Genomic DNA, 17,620 nt, shown 5'->3' on the forward strand with positions numbered 1-17,620 from the left:
CACTGCTGCTTACGGTTCGTCGTCCATCGTCATCTTCCCCTGCGGGTCGTCCTCCTTCGAGACTTTCCCTTCGGCCTCCGGTTCTGACGGGTTCCGATCCTGGGCCTCGACGAGTTCGACGTTCGCGAGGAACTCGATACCGCCGCCCAGCCGGAGCTGGAGGGTTCGGCCGGGCAGGTCCGGATCGTCCTCCTCGGTCGGCTCCTGGGGCACCGAGAGCGCGGTGACGCCGTCGATCGTCACCTCGCGTCGCTGGATGGGGTCGCCGTCGTGGTCGACCGTTTCCCACGTCTCGAGGTCGAAGTCGTCGATGTTCTTGCCGAAGTACTCCTCGGGTTCCTTGTCGACCGAATCTTCGGTCTGGGATTCGCCCGTCGTCCGGTTGTCGTCGAACTGGACTTCCTCGTGTTTGTACTGCTGGAGATGGACGAGCATACACGACCCACCAGCGATCCGATGGTAAGTATTTCAACGGCAGGCGCAAGCACCCAGTCCGGAGAAGCGTCGCGCGTTGGGTGTCACACGCTTTTTTGCGCCAGGGAACCGTACCCTTCGGTATGTCCCTCGAGCACGGCCGCCCCCTCGCGGACCCCGAGCCGCCGGACATCGGGTTCCAGGCCGGGTTCGGCTTCTACCTCGGCCTCGTCGCGGGCGGGTTCGCCGCCGTCGTCGGCGCGTTCGCGGACGTCGCGGCGGTCACGCTCCTCGGTGTGCTCCCGACGACGGTGACCGCCGTCACGATCGTCGGTCACGTCCTCGGGAAGCGGGCCGTCGGCCTTCCCGAGCGGATCGGGCGGTCCCGGCGGACCCGGGCCGTCCCCTACCTGCCGGCGATCGCCTTCGGGGTCGTCGCGTTCGTACCCGGCGTGACGGCCCTCACGGTGCGGACCCGTCACCTCGTCGTGACGGCGATCTTCGCCCTCGTCGTGGGGGTCGCCGGCTTCGGCCTGGAACGCCTCTGTCGGAACCGGTACGTCGAGGCAGTGACCGCGGACGACCCGGTCGTCTCCTGGAACTACGAACCGGCGGGCTTTCTCCAGGGCGGGGCCTGGGCCCTGCTCGTCGCCCTCGCGTTCGTTGCGGGCGTTACGTCCCTCGTCGCCGGAAACGCGTTCGGGCTGTTCTGGATCGCGTACGCCGTCCTCGTGATCGCCTGGGATCGGTTCGACTTCGGAGGTAACGGAGCGAAACGCGGCGGGAAACGGTTCTCGCTGGACACCGGCGACACGGATCGGACCGTGGGCGAACTCCGTGCCCACCGGCGCGGGATCCGACTCGATCGAGGGCGGGCGAGCAAACTCGTCCCCTGGGAGCGGATCAGCGGGGTCGAACTCACCGACGACGAACTGGTTCTCGAGCGCAGTCGCCGGTTCGACCTTCGCTGCGATCGGGACGCGATCGACGATCCCGAAGCCGTTCTCGAGGGCATCGAGCGCGCCCGCCGAAGGGAGACCGAGACGGTCGACGGATCGAAGTAGTTGTCGCCGACGGGACAGCCATGCCGGATCTCTCCGTCACCGTCCCCGATCGCGAACTCCGGTCGTTCCGCGCTGGGTGTGTCAGTACTTCCACTTTCACCGCGGCCATGGTCGGGATTATTGGTCGCTCCGACCCCAACGTGGGATAGATCGTGCAAGAAGTGCAACTCCGCCGGGCGACCGTCGCCGATTCGGAGCGACTCGCGGAAGTGTATCGAAGCGCCTACCGGGAGAACCGTCGACTCGGGTTTCCCGCGAAAGCCGGATCAGTTACGTCAGATACGGTCTCGAACTGGATTCGAAACGACCGACTCTACGTCGCCAGCGTCCGGACCGAAATCGTCGGCGGCGTCCGACTCGAGGAGACGGACCCGGATCGAGTGAAACTGAGCCGTCTCGGCGTTCACGCGGACTGGAAGGGGAGAGGCGTCGGAAGCAGGCTACTGGATCACGTGGAGACGCTGGCTCGAGATCAGGGGTTCGCCACTGTCTGGCTTACTACACCCGGAGAGCATCCGTATCTCCCCGAATTGTATCGACGGCGTGGGTACGAAAAGACCGGAGAGTATCCGCTGGACTACCGCGATTACGACGAAATCGTCATGGAAAAGCACGTCGGGAGCGAGGAGCGTCGAACGTAGCTACCGGGTAGCCGACTGCGCTCTCGCTCGCTATCGCTATGTGCCCCGGAAGCGAACGTAGAGTACGAACAAAGTGTGCACATCGACTCACTTGCTCAGACGGATTCTCGGTTATCGAAATAGTTGTTTACGACCATCGGTGCGACGACGCCAACGAAAATCAGCACTCCCATCAGAATTTCCGAAGATAAACCGGCCAGCCAAAATCCTCCGTAAGTGAGAACCATCGCGACCACGACACATGCACCTACAACTTTGTTTTCGCGGGAAACCATACCTTCCGTTCTCGTCCCGTATCACAGAAGAATGTCCAAATTTGATTTTATTTCCCCCAGAACGGATCACGGTTCCGCTGTTTCTCGAGGTACATGTTCAGCGCCTCGAGTTCGTCGCCGGGGATTTCGTCCGTCAGCTCCTGTTCCAGGATCTTGGCGTGCTTCTCGGGAATTTCGGTCCAGAGTCGGTCGCCTTCCTCGATGTCACGGCCGACCGTGGGGCCGTCGATCGCGACCGAAACGCGGTCGCCGTTGCGGGCCTCGTCGACGTCCTCTCCCTGTTCCTGAATCCCTTTGATCTGGCCGACCCGTTCGGGTTCGCCGCCGTCGAACGTCACGACGTTCGCGTTGTTGCGCAGGGTCCCGGCGTCGACCTCGACGCCGACGACCGCGGGATCGTTCTGGCGGAACGTGTGATCCGGCAGGATCCGGAACCGGGCGGGTCGCGTGATGTTCTCGAGGATGGTGTCTTGCTGGGCCTGCTCGATCTCCTCGACGTACTCGTCGTACTCCTCGACGAGCTGGTAGATGACCTCGTCGGTGAAGATATCCACGTCGTCCGTCTCGGCCCGCCGCTCGGCGTCGGGAAGGACGTCGACGTTGAACCCGAGGATCACCTGCTGTTTCGGATCGTCGGCGGTCGAGGCGACGGAGACGTCCCGCGGGGCGACGTCGCCGACCTCCGCGCGGACGATCGGCACCTCGGCGTCCTCCAGGGCGTCGGCCATCGCCTCGAGGCTGCCCAGGGTGTCGGCCTTGACGACGACGCCCTCCTCGGCGGTGTCGACGGCGATGTCCGCGAGTTCGGCCTCGACCTCGCGGACGACGTCCTCGAGGTCCCGGTCGCAGACGACTCGGACTGGCGCGCCGGCCATCGCGTCGCCGAGATCGGGCGCGGCGACCTTGATCCCGGCCGCGGCGCTGACCTCGTCGACTTTCTCGAACCGGCTCTCGGTGCGGATCTCCGCGAGCGGCCGGGGTTGTAGCAGGGCGCGGACGTCGGTGACGATGGGATCGTTCTGTCCGCCGACGACGATCTGATCGTCGGCCTTGATCGTGCCGTCGTAGAGGACGATGTCGATCGTCTTGCCGAACCCTTTCTCCTCTTTGACCTCGAGGACGGTGCCGACGCCGGGGCCGGTGACGTCGATCTCCATCTCCTCTTTCATGTACCGCTGGGAGAGGCCCATCATGACGGCGAGCAGGTCCGGTACGCCCTCGCCGGTCATCGCGGAGACGGGGACGACGCCGACGTTGCGCTGGAAGTTCTGGACGCGCCAGTAGAGGTCGGCGGAGAAGCCTTCGTCAGAGAGGTTCCCGATGATCTCGTAGAGCTGTTCGTCGAGTCGACCCTGGACGCGGTCGGTCTGGGACTCGTAGGTCGCGTTGATCGGCGAGTCCTCGGTCTCGTCCCACCCCGGCACCGTGTCGATCTTGTTGGCCGCGACGATGAACGGCGTCTCCGACCGCCGGAGGATATCGAGCGCCTCGAGCGTCTGGGGCTGGAAGCCGTCGTTGACGTCGACGACGAGGATAGCGATGTCTGCGAGCGCGCCCCCGCGGGACCGAAGCGTCGTGAAGGAGTGGTGGCCCGGCGTGTCGATAAAGAGGAGGCCGGGCAGGTCGAAGTCGTCCGGGTCGACCAGGTCGCCCGCGATCGAGGAGACGATGTCTAACGGCACCGCGGTCGCCCCGATGTGCTGGGTGATCGCCCCGGCCTCGCCCTCGATGACTGCGGAACCGCGGATCTTGTCTAGCAGGCTGGTCTTCCCGTGATCGACGTGACCGAGGACGGCGACGATCGGCGTTCTGAGAGATGTAGGGTCTCGCGAGTCCGAGTCCGAATTCGTATCCGTCTCCGCATCTGTATCCGTGTCCGACATGATGAACCACCCGAGAAGGTCTTGCCTAGAGCGTCCGCAGGGCGGTAGTTAAACCCATCGTCACGCCGCGCCGTTGTGCCGGGACTCGAGCAGCGAGAATCACGTGGCGTCGGGCGCTGATCGGGGCGAACGTCGCGACGCGGGATAGCCGTAGGTTCGCCCCGTTCCGAGGGCCGTGGCTCGAGGGATCGTAACGGTTCGCAAGCGTGGGTTTCCGGATCGGCCACGTCCGACGGCGGACTGGACCGCGCCTTCACGGCCGTGTACGGCCCGAAAACGGACGATGAGTGTCTCGATCGCCGGACGGAACCGGGACGACCGCGGACCCCATGGATTTTAATACCGATTAGTAAATACGGGTATGCATGAGCGATATACTCGCCGAAAATCTCTCGGGGAAGGCCGTCATGGGATCCGACGGCACCGAACTGGGATTGCTCTACAACATCACGATGGACCTCAAGTCCGGGAAACTTCACGACCTGGTTATCGATCCTGACGAAGAACTTCCGACCCGCTCCGTCGATTTCGACGTCGACGAAGACGGCCGGTTTCTCGTCCCCGTCAACCGCGTTCAGGCGGTAAAAGACTACATCGTCGTCAAGCGCTAACGGAAACGGTATGTACGTTCTCGACTCCTCGGCTTTTATTCACGACTTCCACACGTCAGAACAGACTGCGACCATCCCGCTCGTCCGCGAAGAACTCGAGGACGAGAGCGCCTATCGCTACGACGCGATGGAGGGCTCGGGGATGCACATCCACATCCCCAACGAGGACACGACGGAGAAGGTCCGGCGTGCAGCCCGCGAGTCGGGCGACCTCGAGGTGCTCTCGGACACGGACGTTCGGCTCGTCGCGGCCAGTTTCGAACTCGACGGGGTCCTCGTCACCGACGACTACGCGATGCAAAACGTCGCGGAGAAACTCAACGTCGACGTCGAGGTCATCGCCCGCGAGGGGATCGACGAACAGCGCCACTGGCACTACCAGTGTCAGGGCTGTGGCCGCGAGTTCGACGAGGAGAAGGACCGGTGTCCGATCTGTGGGTCCGAACTCGCGCGAAAGAACCCTTCGTAACCCCCTCTACCCCACTCGGGCCCGATAATTTCGCGTTCGGCATCCGGAGCGGACTACAGTCGCTCCCGTCCGCTCGACTCCCTTCGCCAAGCACCCACCGAGAGCGCCCCGTTTACGCGATGAGGAAAACCGCCGCGTTGTAACAGCCGTGGACCAGCGCCGGCACGAGCAGGTTCTCGGTTCGCTCGTAGAGCGCGCCCAGGATCAGTGAGAGGACGAACAACAGCGCCAGACTCACGAGGATTCGGTTCGCCCCTGCGGTCGAGTACGCAGAGATGTGGACCGACGTGAACACGACGCTCGCGACGACGATCGCACCGTAGCGCGAGAACGTGTCGTACAGCGATTTCTGGATGATGTTGCGGTAGAGCAGTTCCTCGAACGGGCCGACGATGAACACCATCGCGGGGATGATGACCACCAACAGGTTCGGGTTCTCCGCGACCTGCTGGACGGTCGTGTGCTCGGCTCCCTCCGCACCGGCCGCGCTCAACAGCGACCCGAGGGCCGTGTTCGTCCCCACGAGCAGGATCACTCCGCCGACGAGCCAGCCGACCGTCCGGAGCGTTGGCATCTCGAGGTCGATAAACGAGCGGTCGCGGCCGCGAAGCCGGAGGTAGCCGATCGTGACCCCGCCCAGCGCGACCACGGTCGAGGCGTACTCGACGAGCGTCTCCTGTAGCGGTGTGGGTTCGCCGACGACGAGGGCAAGCGGCAGCGACAGGAAGAGGAAGGCAAACGCAATGCCGAAGAGACTGACGAACGCGAGGACGAACATCTCGGCCATGTGGCTCGCCCGCCGGGTCAGCCCACGACTGGAGAGTCCGACGTAGTCCGCGACGCCGACGCCGACCGAACCTGCGGCGACGAAAAACGCCGTAAACAGCAGCGATATCGACCATCCGAGGCCGGGCAGGACGGCCGAGCCGAGCACCCCCTGGGTGATCACGTATCCGGAGAGAACGACGACGAGAAGGCTCGCGCCGGCCGCGATCGGACCGGCCCGTCGTCGCTCGAGGAGGGCGTGACGTCGCGCGAGGAACGCGCCGGTGGCGACTACCGCCAGGGCCCCCGCGATCTGGAGAGTCGGTTCGTCGACGCCGCGGCGAACGGGGACCAGGAGCGCGGCAGCGGTGACCGCCGAGAGGACGGTTCCGACGGCGGGAACGAGCGCGGAGGAGGGCGGGTCGCCACGCTCGGTTCGGCGAGCGTCGGAGCCGGTGCCGGGGCCGTGGTCGGGGTCGCGGTCGGCGGCCCGTTCGGTATCGCTCATACCACGATTTTCGTCTACGTGCCTATAGGAGCACCGCAATTCGATGCAGGCAGGGAGTCGGAGCCGGTTCCGACTACCGTTCGACCCGCAGTTCGGTCTTCTCGGCGACCGCCTCGGCTTCCTCGAACTCGCCGCCGCCCAGCAGTCCCCGCGTTGCCTTCTTCGCCCACTCGACGGCCGGCTGTTCGAACGTGTTGACGCGGTAGAGTTCGCCGGCGAGCACGCAGGCGGCCTCCATCCCGTACAGCAGGCCGCCGAGTTCGTACTCGTCGACGGCCTCGAGTTCGACGCGAACGTTCGGCCGGCCGGCGGCCGCGAGGCTGGCTTCGGTCGCCTCGAACTCGGCCGCGAGTAGTTCGCCGAGCGTCGAGTCGCCGAGGTAGGCGAGGTCGTCGACGTCCGTCTCCGGGATCGAGCGGTCCGGGCCGTCGTCGACGGTGAGGAAGGTGACGAGTTTGTCCCGCGGTCCGGCCCGGTACAGTTGCAGTTGTGAATGCTGGTCGGTCGCGCCAAGCGCCCGGACGGGCGTCTGTCCGAGTTCGTCCTTCCCGAGGCTCTCGGCCCACAGCTGGGCGAACCACTCGGCGAAGGTCTCGAGGGACTCGGCGTAGGGCATCACGGCGTTGGTCCCTGCACCCCGCCCGTCGAGGGCGTAGGTCGTCGCGCCGTAGGCGTAGGCCGGACACTCGAACAGCGATCCCGACAGGGACTCCCGTTCGGCCGCGGCACCCTCGAGCAGCGCCTCGAGGTCGTGGCCACAGACCGCGGCGGCGACCATCCCGACGGCGGACAGCGCGGAGAAGCGTCCGGGAACGCCGTCGGGCACCTTCAGCGAGGGGAGGTCGTGGCGATCGGCGAGATCACGCAGCGGCCCGGAATCGCCGGTCGTCACGATCGTTCGCTCGGTCCAGTCGACGCCGGCCGACTCGAAGGCGTCGCGGACGACCAGGAAGTTCGCCAGCGTCTCCGCCGTGGTTCCGGAGCGCGAGACGACGTTGATCGCCGTCTCCTCGAGCGGGAGCGAGGCGAGTTTCCGCGAGACCCATGCAGGATCGACGTTGTCGAGGAAGACGGTCTCGGTACCGTCGGACTCCGTCCGACTTCCCGTCGAGCGTGGCTCGACGCCCTCGAGCGCGTTCGCGATCGTCGCCGCGCCGAGCGAACTCCCGCCGATGCCGACGGTGAGCAGTGCCTCGGCGTCCGCGACCGGATCGACGGCCGCCCTGATCTCGTCCGGATCGGTTCGCTCCGGGAGGTTGAGAGCTTCGTAGCCGTGCTCCCGGTTCGCCATCCCGCGCTCGATACGCTCGTGGGCGTCCGCGACCCGCTCGTCCAGTCGCTCGAGGCTCGCCCGCGAGACGCCCGGCGAGGCGACCGATGCGAGCGCGTTGCCGATGTCGACGTCCATACCGGAGTGAGCAACCGCCTGGGGCAAAGGCGTTCCGTCACGCGTTCGCCGGACTGTCCCTGGTCGAACCGTCGCTTCAGTCCGACGAACCGTCGCCGACCTCGACGGTGACGGGGCCGTCGTCGGTCCCTTCCGCCGTTTCCTCGGTCTCGGCGGCACGCTGCTCGAGTGCCAGTCCGGCGAGTCCCGCAGCGAGCATCCCGACGCCGACCGCCCGGGTGTTTCGGACGTACCACTCGCGGGGCTCGAGTTCCGAGACGTTCTCGAGGCCAGGCGTCCAGGCACGCAGCGACAGCGCGAGCGCGCGCCGGGGCGTCGCGGCCGCGAGCAGTCCGTACAGTGCGCTTCCGGCGTAACAGAGTTTCATGAGTTTCGAAACGACCATACGAGCTGATAGTCACGCGAGCGTAAGAAGATCCCGTCTCGTCCCCGCGGGCCGGGAATCCCACCCGCCGTCGCCGCCGTCACCGTCGATATCGTCTGAACCCGAAACCCGGAAAACGACCCCGGCCCTACGACCGCCCATGACCGAAAAGACGGGAACGTTCGTCGTCACGCACGCCGAAGCGGAGTCGGCCGTCGTCCGCGACGTCGAGACCGCACAGGTACACACGCTCGCCTCGAACCCCGGCCTCGAGGTCCACGACGTCCTCGAGGCGACCGTCGCCCCCGAACCGCCGCTGGAGGTCGCCTGGCAGGTGATCGACGTCGAAGAGCGCCGATCGATCGACCTCGTCGACAGCGACCTCGAGCCGACTCAGCACGCGAAGGAACTGGCCGCCGCCGCCGAGGTCGGCGACCTCGTCACCGAGGAGCGGGCCGGGACCGGCGAGATCCACGTCTTTTGTCTCCCGGCCGAGGAGACGGAGGACGCCGCCCGGGACGTCCTCGAGGACGAGGAGACGCTCTCGCGGGCGGCGCGGCTCGAAGCGGTTCGCGTAGAGGTGCGCCGATCGGTCCCCGAGAGCCCGGACGGGGGCAACGGCGTGTTGAGCGTCCGCTATCTGCCCGACTGACGTCAGGCGTTTTCTGGGCTCGCCTCGCTCTGGACCTCCCAGCCGCCCTCGAGGTCGCAGGCCTCCCGGACCTCGTACTCGATTTCGGTTTCTTCGTCGATTCGTGGCCCGCCGGCGACGTGCTCGACCCGCAGCGGGACGTCGAGCGTGTTGCCACAGCAGCCGACACCGACGAACTCCTCCCACCGGTCGCCCTCGCGAGCCTCGTCGCGGGTCTTCCGCAGGAACGCGCGGAACGAGGGTTTCTCGACCTGGAACCGGCCCCAGTCGGAGAGGTCCGCCGGGTACGACACCGTCACCCGGTCGGCTGCCGTCTCGCGTTCGTCGCCGCGCTCGTCGGCCGCCGCGTCGATTTCGGCGTCGTCGTTCATACCCGAGGAACGGCCTCGAGCGGCTTCAGTCTGCCGTACGGCACGGTACTGTTCGGCAATCGACACCCTGGAGAAATTGAGAAGGCTTACTTCGGGGGCCCTCCAGGGTCGCGTACATGGGGACTCTCGAGGTACCGGAGGTAGAAAGAGATTACACCCGGTACAGTAATCGCCAGCTCGCGGCGGTTCCGCTTGCGGTTCTCGCGGTTGCATTGCTCGTTCTCAGCGGTTCCTTCCTCGCCTACGGCGCGCCGGTTCCGCTGGGAATGGACTTCGCGGGCGGGGCGCAACTGACGGTCGAAACGACCTCGTCCGAGGCACAGATCCAGGACGCGTTCTCGGTCGAGCCACACTCGATCCAGTCGGTCGTGGGCGAAAACCAGTACACCGTCCAGTTCGCCGGCGTCGAGGACGACGACGTGATTCAGGACCTCTCGAACCAGGCCGAGTCGAACCTCGAGCCCGCGGGCGACGGTTCGGTCGTCCAGTCCGAGTCGACGGCATCGGCGAGCTTCGCCGCACAGACCCAGCAGACGGCGCTGCTCGGGATTGCCGTCGCGTTCGTCGGGATGAGCGTCATCGCGTTCCTCCTCTTTCGGACGTTCGTCCCGGCCGTCGCGATCGTCCTTTCGGCGTTTTCCGATCTGATCATTCCGCTGGCGTTCATGTCGATCGCCGGCATCCCGCTCTCGCTGGGCACCGTCGCCGCGTTGCTCATGCTGATCGGGTACTCGGTCGACTCGGACATCCTGTTGAACAACCACATCCTGCGACGACAGGGTGACTTCTACGAGAGCACCCACCGCGCGATGCGGACGGGTATCACGATGACCGTTACGTCGATGATGGCGATGCTCGTGATGGGGATCGCCGCGTCGCTGTTCGGCGTCGATCTACTGGCGTCGATCGGCATCGTCCTCTTCGTCGGCCTCGCAGCCGACCTGATGAACACGTATATGCTGAACGTAAGCCTGCTTCGCTGGTACAAGTTCCACGGGGTGAGATCGTAATGGGACCGATCGCCTTCGTCAAGGAGCACTGGCGCGTCCTGCTGTTGGTCGTGTTCGTGGCCTTCTCGCTGGTCGCACTGTTCATCCCCGGCGGAATCATGGCCGAGGACGACAGGATCGTCGAGGAGGACGGGAACGGCTCCGTCGAACGGACGGACAACCCCACCAACCTCGAGTACGGACTCGGCCTCGAGGGCGGGGCCCGCGTCAGTGCGCCGCCGGTCGGGATGATGGTCGACGACCTCGAGACCGAACCCGATGCGACGGTGATCGCGCAGGAACTCGACCTCGACTCGATCGACGTCGTCGTCCGGGTCCACGACGACGGACGGACCACGGCCGAGGTGTTCTCCGAGGACGTTACCCACGCGGAGTTCGCCGAGGCGCTGCAGGCCGCCGGCGCGGACGTCTCCGAGGACGACGTCGAGGACGGCGTCACGGCCCAGACACGCGAGGAGATCATCCAGACGATCGAACTCCGGATCAACGAGGCTGGCCTCTCCGGCGGGACGGCCTACGAGGAGTCCCGACTCGGCGGCGACCACTACATCGTTACCGAGGTACCGGGGATGACGACCGGGGAACTCCGCGAACTGCTGTCGGATCGCGGTGACGTCCGGATCGTCGCCTACCATCCGGGCGAGAACGGCACCCAGCGAAACGACACGGTCCTCACCTACGAGGACTTCAGTTCGATCGGGTCGGCCTCCTACGAGAACCCGCCGAACAGGCCGGGCCAACACTACGTCCCGGTCACGGTCGACGACGTCAGCGGGGATGGCGGTCCCAGTCCCGCGGAGTCGTTCCAGTCGGACATGAACGAATACGGGTTCACCGGCGAAGGTGTCGGACAGTGTTCCCCCGAGCGGTTCGACCGCGATACCGGCGTCTTCGATCCGAACCACGAGGACCCCGAGTGGTGTCTCCTTACCGAAGTCGACGGCGAAGTCGTCGACGCCCACCCGATGGGGACGGACCTCGCCCAGAGCATGGCCGCCGAGGAGTGGTCGACCAACCCCACGTTCCGGATGATCGTCCCGACTCAGCAGGACGCACATACGCTCGCCGTCAACCTGCAGTCCGGGGCCTTGACCGCGCCGCTCGACTTCGACGACGCCGAGCAGTACTCGATCAACCCCGCGCTCGCGGACCAGTTCAAGCAGTACTCGCTGCTGATCGGCGTGCTCTCGGTGTTGACCGTAAGCGGCGTCGTCTTCGTCCGGTACCGCGACCGGCGGGTCGCGCTGCCGATGATCGTCACGGCCTTGACGGAGGTGGTCGTCCTGCTCGGCTTCGCGGCGCTGATACGCATGCCGCTCGACCTCTCCCACGTCGCCGGCTTCATCGCCGTCGTCGGAACGGGGGTAGACGACCTCGTCATCATCGCCGACGAGGTGATGAACCAGGGTGACGTCAGCTCCCAGCGGGTCTTCGAATCGCGGTTCCGCAAGGCCTTCTGGGTCATCGGCGCCGCGGCCGCGACGACCATCATCGCGATGTCGCCGCTGGCCGTGTTGAGCCTCGGCGACCTCCGCGGGTTCGCCATCATCACGATCCTCGGCGTACTCGTGGGCGTGCTCATCACCCGGCCGGCGTACGGCGAGATCCTCCAGCGCCTGCTGACCGATCGCTAACGCCGCGTCGCTCTTTTCATATGGACTGCCGTCCCGACCTACCGGCACAACCGCCGTCCGGGTCGCGATTGTGTCGGAAATGAGTTGCAGTAACCCGTATCAGGTCCGGACGACATCCGTCACGCCGACGCTCTCGAGAACCAGCCAGGCGACGAACAGTCCGTACGTCGCCAGTAACAGCCAGGCCTCCCGCTCGGAGAGCTCCATCCCGGTTCTGGCGATCGCGAAGAAGACGATGGTCGCGAAGATCAGAAACGCCATCATCGGCACGACGTGCGGGAAGGTAATCGCCAGGCTGCCGGCGACGAGCACGCCCAGCGGTACGGCCACGAGCAGGTCGAAGACGTTGCTCCCCAACACGTTGGCGAGACTGACCGACGGCCGCCCCGAGCGTGCGGCGGCGACGCTGACGAACGCGTCCGGGATGCTCGAGCCGGCCGCGACGACGGTCATTCCCCACAGGAACGCGGGCGTTCTGAACGCCTCGCCGAGGCCGATCGCGGCCCGGACGAGCCCCTCGACGCCGACGACGATCAACACGAGGCCGAGGCCGAACCACAGCCACGTCCGGAGCTCCACCGTCGCGTCCTCCTCCGCCTCGTGGTCGGCGGTGTCGAGGTACTGGCTGAACACGTAGAGACCGTAGATCCCGAGCGGAAAGACCGCGAGGGGCCGGGTGAACGATCCCTGCAGCGTCGCCCCGTCGCTCGGGTTGTAGATGACCGCCATCGAGAAGGTAAGCAGCAGCGTCGCGACCGCGACCATGTAGAACAGCGCCTCCTTGTAGACCAGGTCGCGCCCGGTTTCCATCCCGCCGTCGGTCTCGGTCGCCAGGGCCGAGCCGGCCGGGATGACGAGCAGGTTGAACACCGCGGAGCCGACGATCGCGCCGATCCCGAGTTCGAACTCCCCGTGGAGCAGGGTCGCGACGAGGACGCTTGCCAGTTCCGGCATGCTCGAGCCGGCGGCGGCGATGATCGCCCCCTGGACGACCGCGGGCACGCCGTAGCCGACGGCCAACTGGTTCGCCGAACTCTCGAGCCACGTGCTCCCTTTCCAGACGACGGCCGTGGCGGCCGCGGCGAGCGCGAGCAGTCCGAGAATCGTAACGACGGACACGCCCGACTTTGTGTCGAGCGCGGATATAAATCGGTCGACAGAAATCGCCGGCCCGGACGCCCTCCCAGCGGAATCGAGGATCAGAACTGTCCGAGATCGGTCTGTCGCGCCTCGGCCAGCAACTCCTCGCAGGTGGACCAGGAACTGCGGGCGAACGGCGGCAACTCGCCGTGTTCCGCGACGTATTCCGACAGGAACTCGCGGGTGGTCGAATCCCCGGGGTACCCGCTGCCGACGTCGCCGTACTCGTCGGCGATGGTCGCAACGTGGGCGTCGCGTTCGACCTTGGCGACGATGCTCGCCGCGCCGACCAGCGGCGAGTCGTCGTCGGCCCCGTGGCGGGCGTCGACCTCGAGCGCTCCCTCGCCCTCGAACGGACCACAGGCGTCGGCGACCCGGCGAGCGAACCGGTCCGCGTCGGTGTCGCAGGCGTCACAGAGGCCGGCGACCGGGCCGTCCGTCGAGACGTCGGCGAGCGCGTCCTCGATGGCCGCGGCGTGGGCCCGGACCGTCAACGAGTTCATGTCGGTCTCCGGATCGTCGATCCGCTCGGGGGGCACTTCGGCGACGCCGACCGAGATCCGATCGTCCTCGCGGATCGTTTCGGCGAGTGCGTCCCGTCTGGACGGAGAGAGCCGCTTCGAGTCCGCGATCCCGTCGGGCAGGACGGCCGGCTCCTCGAGGTGGACGGCCGCGGCGAACATCGATCCCAGTGCCGGTCCCTTGCCGGCCTCGTCGACGCCGAAGGGCATACGCGAAGGGGTCGCGGACTCGGGAAATAACGGTTGTGACTCCCGGCCGTCGGTTCGCCCCCGGCCACCCCAACGCATTTGGAACCTCGCTGAAAGGAATGCGCTATGACTGTATCCGACGCGATTCCGCTCGAGGCGTTCTACGATCTCACGCAGATCACCGACCTCGCGATCTCGCCGGAGGGCGACCGGGTTGCGTTCGTCGCGACGGAGTACGAATAGGAAGCCGACGAGGCGGTCACTTCCCTGTTCGTCGTGCCTGCGGACGGCTCCCGCGATCCCCACCGGCTGACATCCGTCGAGGGTGTCTCGAGTCCGACCTGGAGCCCGTCGGGGGACCAACTCGCCTTCCTCGCCGACAGGGGGACCGACGTGGAGCGGCGCGTGGGCCGACGGGAGCGGGAGGAGGAGGACGACGGAGACGGTTCGGCAGGAGGCGACGAAAACGGCGACGACGAGCCGAACCAGCAGGTCTGGGCGTTCGACCTCGTCCGCGGCGGCGACGCCCGGCAGGTGACCGACCGCGAGGAGGGCGTCTCGGCGTTCGACTGGGGCCCCGAGGGGGACCGGCTGGTGATCGCAGCCCGGGACCCCACCGAGGACGAGCGGGCCTACCTCGAGGAGGTCCGCGACGGCGGCCCGATCGAGACGACGCGGCTCCAGCACAAGGTGGACGGAACCGGCTGGACGGACGACGTGACGACCTACCTGTTCGTCGTCGACTACGACTCGGGCGAGACGGAACGGCTCGACGACGCCTACGGCGGCGGCGCGTTCGAGGACGTCGCGGGCATGGAACCGCGCTGGGGGCCGACCGACCGGATCGCGTTCACTTCCTGTCGGCTCGAGCGGCCCGACGATACGCTGGTCCGGGACCTCTATACGATCGCGCCGGACGGCTCCGACCTGCGGCGGCTGACCGACGGCGACCGACAGTGCTCGCGACCGTCGTGGCGCGAGGACGGGACGCTCGGCTTCGTCGTCCGCGACCCGGAGAACTGGTGTCGACCGGCGGAGGTCCACTACTACGACGGCGAGGAATCGCGGTCGCTGACGGCGGCCCTCGACCGGACGGTCGCCTACTGGGGGACCGTCGAGTGGGTCGGCGACGCCGCCTACACCCTCGTCGGCGACGAGGGCCGGACCAGGCTCGTCCGCGCGGAACTGGACGGAACGGTCGAGCGCGTCTTCGACGCGCAGGGTGAGGACCGTGCGATCCAGGGCTTCGACGTCGCCGCCGACGGCGAGACGGCGTCGCTCCTGTTTTCTCACCCGAGCGACGGGATCGACGTCCACGCGGTCGCCGTCGACGACCTGGACCTGACCGCCGACGAACCGCCGGCGTCGTTGCGACGGCTCTCCGCGGTCAACGCCGACCTGATCGACTCGCACTCGATGCCCGCGGTGCGCCGCGTCGAGTGGGAGTCCGACGGCTGGGCGCTCGACGGCGTCTTCTACGCCGACCCCGACCTCGACCTCGCCGAGGGCCCCCACCCGCTCGTGGTGGCGATCCACGGCGGCCCGATCTCGTACGACGAACCGGAGTTCAGCTTCGACCACGCGGCGCTGACGAGCCGCGGCTACGTCGTCTTCCGCCCGAACTACCGCGGGGGGATCTCCCGCGGCCGGGAGTTCGCCGAAGTGCTGAAGGGGCGGTGGGGAACCGCCGAAGTCGACGACATCGTCGCCGGCGTCGAGTCGCTCGTCGATCGGGGCTGGATCGACCCCGACCGCGTCTTCGGCCACGGCTTCTCCTACGGCGGAATCGCGCAGGGGTATCTCGTCACGCAGACGGACCTGTTCGCCGCCGCCGCACCCGAACACGGGATCTACGACCTCCGGGCGGAGTTCGGCACGAGTGACTCGCACAACTGGATGGAAGCGGACTTCGGCCTCCCCTGGGAGGACCCCGAGACGTTCGACGACGGGTCGGCGATCCTCGAGGCCGACGGGATCGACACGCCGCTGCTGGTGATGGCCGGGGGCGAGGACTGGCGCTGTCCGCCCGCCCAGTCCGAGCAGTTCTACGTCGCCGCGCGGAAACAGGGCGTCGACGCGAAGCTCGTCGTCTACCCGGACGAACACCACGACATCGGCGACCCGGATCGGGCGATCCACCGGCTCGAGCAGCTCCTCGGGTGGTACAAGAGGCACGATCCGGGTCGGGAGGAGGCGGCGGACGCGTAAGCGGGGTCAGTTCCGGTCGCTGCCCTCGTCGTCGTCGCCGTCGTCGCCGTCGCCGTCGCGGGGCTCGTCCAGGAAGTACTCCTCGCGTTCGAACGGCTCGTCCTCGCCCTCGACGCCGGTGACGTCCAGCGCGGTCACCTCGGCGTCGACCCCGAGCGTGCCGGCCAGGCTCGGCTCGGTGCGGCCGTCGTCGCCGCTGACGAACTCCTTGACGTAGAGCCCGCCCTCGCCGTGGAGCCGCACCTCGGCCTCGGTCGGCGACCGAAGTTCGCCCTCGAGGTCGTAAACCGTCCGCTCGCGGGTCAGCGCCGCGCGCCGGTGGTCGACCCGCTGGGGCGTCTCCTGTGCGAGGGTCGTCCCGTCGAGTTCCGCGATGGCCTCGTCGAACCGCTCCTCGTCGACCGGCTCGGAGAACTCGACGTCGGCGCGGTAGTGCTTGCTCGCGTCGTGTTCCTTGACGCGTTCGACCATCTCGTAGGTCGCCAGGCGGAGCCCCTCGACCTCGACGCTGCCGTCGGCGGCCTCGTTGATCTTCGCCTCGAGTTCGGCCGGGTCGGGGTCGCGTTTCCGGGGGCGTTTCACCTCGAGGACGAACGGCCGCCCCTCCTCGAGCATGCGCGCGTCGACGTCCTCTCGGCCCGCGCCGTGGAAGGTGCCCTCGTCGCCGTCCATGGCCTCGACGACGTGCGGGCGGACCGTCTGTTCGACGCTCGTGTCGTACATGTAGCCCGACCCCCCGCAGTAGTCACAGGGTTCCTCGCCGTCGTTGCCCAGCTGGATCCCGCTGCCGCCACACTCCCGGCAGGGCCACTCCGTCTGGGGGATGTCGCGCTCGAGTTTGCGGTAGCGGCCGTAGACGAACGCGGGGTTGATCTGGACGTCCACCGCGTGGCCCGTCACCGCCCCCTCTTCGAGGGCCTCGCGGGGGTCGAACCCCTCGAGGTCGACCACCGCGAGCACGTCGGGGCGGTCGAAGTCGACCTCGGCGCCGGTCTTCGCGCCGACGCGGCGGCCGACCTCGCGGTTCATCTCCCGCTTGAGCGACTCGCCGACGTCCGGCTCGAGGCCGGCGTCCTCCCGGAGCAGCCGGTCGTTCTCCTCGACCAGCGGCGGGACCTGCGTGCCCACCTGGTAGGTGGCGAAGTCGACGCCCTCGAGTGCCTCGACGACCGCGTCGGCGATCGCGTCGAAGGTGCCACAGTACCCCTCACAGACCCAGCAGTCCGCGGGCGGGGTCGGGTCGAAGTCCTCGTCGTCGGCCATCGCGACCGTCGTCCGCAGCGCGCGACCGCGTTCGGCGTTCGTCAGTCCGAAACTCCTGTCGGCGAACGGGCGGCCGAGACAGGAGTCACAGACGCCTCCCGTCGCGAGCAGCGCGCGGGCGTCTTCCGTGAGCATATACCGGGAATCGGGGTGCCGTGGGTAACACGCTTTCCCTTCCGCTCGTCGCGTCCTCCCTTCTCGCCGCCCGCTCAGCACCGTCGCCACCGCCG

The 17,620-nt window shown here is 67.2% G+C and carries 17 protein-coding genes and 1 pseudogene; 8 read left to right on the plus strand and 10 right to left on the minus strand.

Translation table 11 applies throughout. From position 1 onward, the window contains the following. Positions 1–9 precede the first annotated feature (9 nt). Entirely contained in the window at positions 10–435 is a 426-nt protein-coding gene (locus tag BM113_RS01870) for a hypothetical protein (RefSeq protein ID WP_089784857.1), read from the minus strand. A 122-nt stretch (positions 436–557) separates the two neighbouring features. On the opposite strand from BM113_RS01870, the gene BM113_RS01875 reads away from it, so the two are divergent. Next, entirely contained in the window at positions 558–1,478 is a 921-nt protein-coding gene (locus tag BM113_RS01875; protein ID WP_089784859.1) for a hypothetical protein, read from the plus strand. Between the two features lie 152 nt (positions 1,479–1,630). Beyond that, complete coding sequence (locus BM113_RS01880) at positions 1,631–2,119, plus strand: GNAT family N-acetyltransferase (RefSeq protein WP_245757950.1); 489 nt, start codon at positions 1,631–1,633, stop codon at positions 2,117–2,119. Positions 2,120–2,214: 95 nt separating this feature from the next. Here BM113_RS01880 and BM113_RS21735 read toward each other — a convergent pair whose 3' ends face one another. Both BM113_RS21735 and infB read right to left on the minus strand, forming a co-directional pair. Continuing rightward, positions 2,215–2,394 (minus strand): DUF7987 family protein, encoded by a 180-nt coding sequence (locus tag BM113_RS21735; RefSeq protein WP_143095794.1) that lies wholly within the window; start codon positions 2,392–2,394, stop codon positions 2,215–2,217. Between the two features lie 47 nt (positions 2,395–2,441). Further along, entirely contained in the window at positions 2,442–4,277 is a 1,836-nt protein-coding gene (gene infB / locus BM113_RS01885; RefSeq protein WP_089784863.1) for a translation initiation factor IF-2, read from the minus strand. 365 nt (positions 4,278–4,642) lie between these two features. Between infB and BM113_RS01890 the strand changes: the two genes are divergently transcribed. Both BM113_RS01890 and BM113_RS01895 read left to right on the plus strand, forming a co-directional pair. After that, positions 4,643–4,888: a PRC-barrel domain-containing protein gene (locus tag BM113_RS01890; protein WP_007142380.1), complete on the plus strand. Its 246-nt coding sequence runs from the start codon at positions 4,643–4,645 to the stop codon at positions 4,886–4,888. Positions 4,889–4,898: 10 nt separating this feature from the next. Continuing rightward, complete coding sequence (locus BM113_RS01895; RefSeq protein WP_007142381.1) at positions 4,899–5,357, plus strand: NOB1 family endonuclease; 459 nt, start codon at positions 4,899–4,901, stop codon at positions 5,355–5,357. 112 nt (positions 5,358–5,469) lie between these two features. Here the strand turns inward: BM113_RS01895 and BM113_RS01900 are convergent, their stop codons facing one another. The 3 genes from BM113_RS01900 to BM113_RS01910 form a co-directional block, all read right to left on the minus strand. After that, the gene (locus BM113_RS01900) at positions 5,470–6,630 is read right to left on the minus strand and encodes a CPBP family intramembrane glutamic endopeptidase (protein ID WP_089784864.1); all 1,161 of its coding nucleotides are present in this window, start codon (positions 6,628–6,630) and stop codon (positions 5,470–5,472) included. Between the two features lie 73 nt (positions 6,631–6,703). Continuing rightward, positions 6,704–8,038, minus strand: coding sequence for a glucose-6-phosphate isomerase (locus tag BM113_RS01905; RefSeq protein ID WP_089784866.1), 1,335 nt, complete (start codon positions 8,036–8,038; stop codon positions 6,704–6,706). Between the two features lie 76 nt (positions 8,039–8,114). After that, a complete protein-coding gene (locus tag BM113_RS01910; RefSeq protein ID WP_089784867.1) occupies positions 8,115–8,423 on the minus strand; it encodes a DUF6199 family natural product biosynthesis protein in 309 nt (102 codons plus the stop codon). A 139-nt stretch (positions 8,424–8,562) separates the two neighbouring features. Here BM113_RS01910 and BM113_RS01915 point away from each other — a divergent pair, with 139 nt between their 5' ends. Then, positions 8,563–9,054, plus strand: a complete 492-nt coding sequence (locus BM113_RS01915; protein WP_089784869.1) for a DUF5812 family protein — start codon at positions 8,563–8,565, stop codon at positions 9,052–9,054. 2 nt (positions 9,055–9,056) lie between these two features. On the opposite strand, the gene BM113_RS01920 is transcribed toward BM113_RS01915, so the two are convergent. Then, positions 9,057–9,425, minus strand: a complete 369-nt coding sequence (locus BM113_RS01920) for a DUF7968 family protein (RefSeq protein ID WP_007142386.1) — start codon at positions 9,423–9,425, stop codon at positions 9,057–9,059. A 116-nt stretch (positions 9,426–9,541) separates the two neighbouring features. On the opposite strand from BM113_RS01920, the gene secF reads away from it, so the two are divergent. Both secF and BM113_RS01930 read left to right on the plus strand, forming a co-directional pair. After that, entirely contained in the window at positions 9,542–10,435 is an 894-nt protein-coding gene (secF, locus tag BM113_RS01925; protein ID WP_089784871.1) for a protein translocase subunit SecF, read from the plus strand. Beyond that, a complete protein-coding gene (locus tag BM113_RS01930) occupies positions 10,435–12,069 on the plus strand; it encodes a preprotein translocase subunit SecD (RefSeq protein WP_089784873.1) in 1,635 nt (544 codons plus the stop codon). The genes secF and BM113_RS01930 overlap by 1 nt, the downstream gene beginning before the upstream one ends. 99 nt (positions 12,070–12,168) lie before the next feature. Here the strand turns inward: BM113_RS01930 and BM113_RS01935 are convergent, their stop codons facing one another. Continuing rightward, positions 12,169–13,188, minus strand: a complete 1,020-nt coding sequence (locus BM113_RS01935) for a sodium:calcium antiporter (RefSeq protein ID WP_089784874.1) — start codon at positions 13,186–13,188, stop codon at positions 12,169–12,171. Positions 13,189–13,268: 80 nt separating this feature from the next. Beyond that, a complete protein-coding gene (gene rnhB / locus BM113_RS01940) occupies positions 13,269–13,940 on the minus strand; it encodes a ribonuclease HII (RefSeq protein ID WP_089784876.1) in 672 nt (223 codons plus the stop codon). Positions 13,941–14,045: 105 nt separating this feature from the next. On the opposite strand from rnhB, the pseudogene BM113_RS01945 reads away from it, so the two are divergent. After that, positions 14,046–16,127: pseudogene (locus BM113_RS01945) on the plus strand (S9 family peptidase). Positions 16,128–16,133: 6 nt separating this feature from the next. Here the strand turns inward: BM113_RS01945 and BM113_RS01950 are convergent. Beyond that, entirely contained in the window at positions 16,134–17,525 is a 1,392-nt protein-coding gene (locus BM113_RS01950; RefSeq protein WP_089784878.1) for a tRNA pseudouridine(54/55) synthase Pus10, read from the minus strand. Positions 17,526–17,620: the final 95 nt, after the last annotated feature.

The sequence above is a fragment of the Natronobacterium haloterrestre genome (assembly GCF_900112205.1).
In the GTDB taxonomy this organism is placed as follows: domain Archaea; phylum Halobacteriota; class Halobacteria; order Halobacteriales; family Natrialbaceae; genus Natronobacterium; species Natronobacterium haloterrestre.

What these genes read in the sequence shown, in the direction of transcription:
- BM113_RS01870 (WP_089784857.1), bottom strand. Translation starts at nt 435, where the DNA reads ATGCTCGTCCATCTCCAGCAGTACAAACACGAGGAAGTCCAGTTCGAC.
- BM113_RS01875 (WP_089784859.1), top strand. Translation starts at nt 558, where the DNA reads ATGTCCCTCGAGCACGGCCGCCCCCTCGCGGACCCCGAGCCGCCGGAC.
- BM113_RS21735 (WP_143095794.1), bottom strand. Translation starts at nt 2,394, where the DNA reads ATGGTTTCCCGCGAAAACAAAGTTGTAGGTGCATGTGTCGTGGTCGCG.
- infB (WP_089784863.1), bottom strand. Translation starts at nt 4,277, where the DNA reads ATGTCGGACACGGATACAGATGCGGAGACGGATACGAATTCGGACTCG.
- BM113_RS01890 (WP_007142380.1), top strand. Translation starts at nt 4,643, where the DNA reads ATGAGCGATATACTCGCCGAAAATCTCTCGGGGAAGGCCGTCATGGGA.
- BM113_RS01895 (WP_007142381.1), top strand. Translation starts at nt 4,899, where the DNA reads ATGTACGTTCTCGACTCCTCGGCTTTTATTCACGACTTCCACACGTCA.
- BM113_RS01900 (WP_089784864.1), bottom strand. Translation starts at nt 6,630, where the DNA reads ATGAGCGATACCGAACGGGCCGCCGACCGCGACCCCGACCACGGCCCC.
- BM113_RS01905 (WP_089784866.1), bottom strand. Translation starts at nt 8,038, where the DNA reads ATGGACGTCGACATCGGCAACGCGCTCGCATCGGTCGCCTCGCCGGGC.
- BM113_RS01910 (WP_089784867.1), bottom strand. Translation starts at nt 8,423, where the DNA reads ATGGTCGTTTCGAAACTCATGAAACTCTGTTACGCCGGAAGCGCACTG.
- BM113_RS01915 (WP_089784869.1), top strand. Translation starts at nt 8,563, where the DNA reads ATGACCGAAAAGACGGGAACGTTCGTCGTCACGCACGCCGAAGCGGAG.
- BM113_RS01920 (WP_007142386.1), bottom strand. Translation starts at nt 9,425, where the DNA reads ATGAACGACGACGCCGAAATCGACGCGGCGGCCGACGAGCGCGGCGAC.
- secF (WP_089784871.1), top strand. Translation starts at nt 9,542, where the DNA reads ATGGGGACTCTCGAGGTACCGGAGGTAGAAAGAGATTACACCCGGTAC.
- BM113_RS01930 (WP_089784873.1), top strand. Translation starts at nt 10,435, where the DNA reads ATGGGACCGATCGCCTTCGTCAAGGAGCACTGGCGCGTCCTGCTGTTG.
- rnhB (WP_089784876.1), bottom strand. Translation starts at nt 13,940, where the DNA reads ATGCCCTTCGGCGTCGACGAGGCCGGCAAGGGACCGGCACTGGGATCG.
- BM113_RS01950 (WP_089784878.1), bottom strand. Translation starts at nt 17,525, where the DNA reads ATGCTCACGGAAGACGCCCGCGCGCTGCTCGCGACGGGAGGCGTCTGT.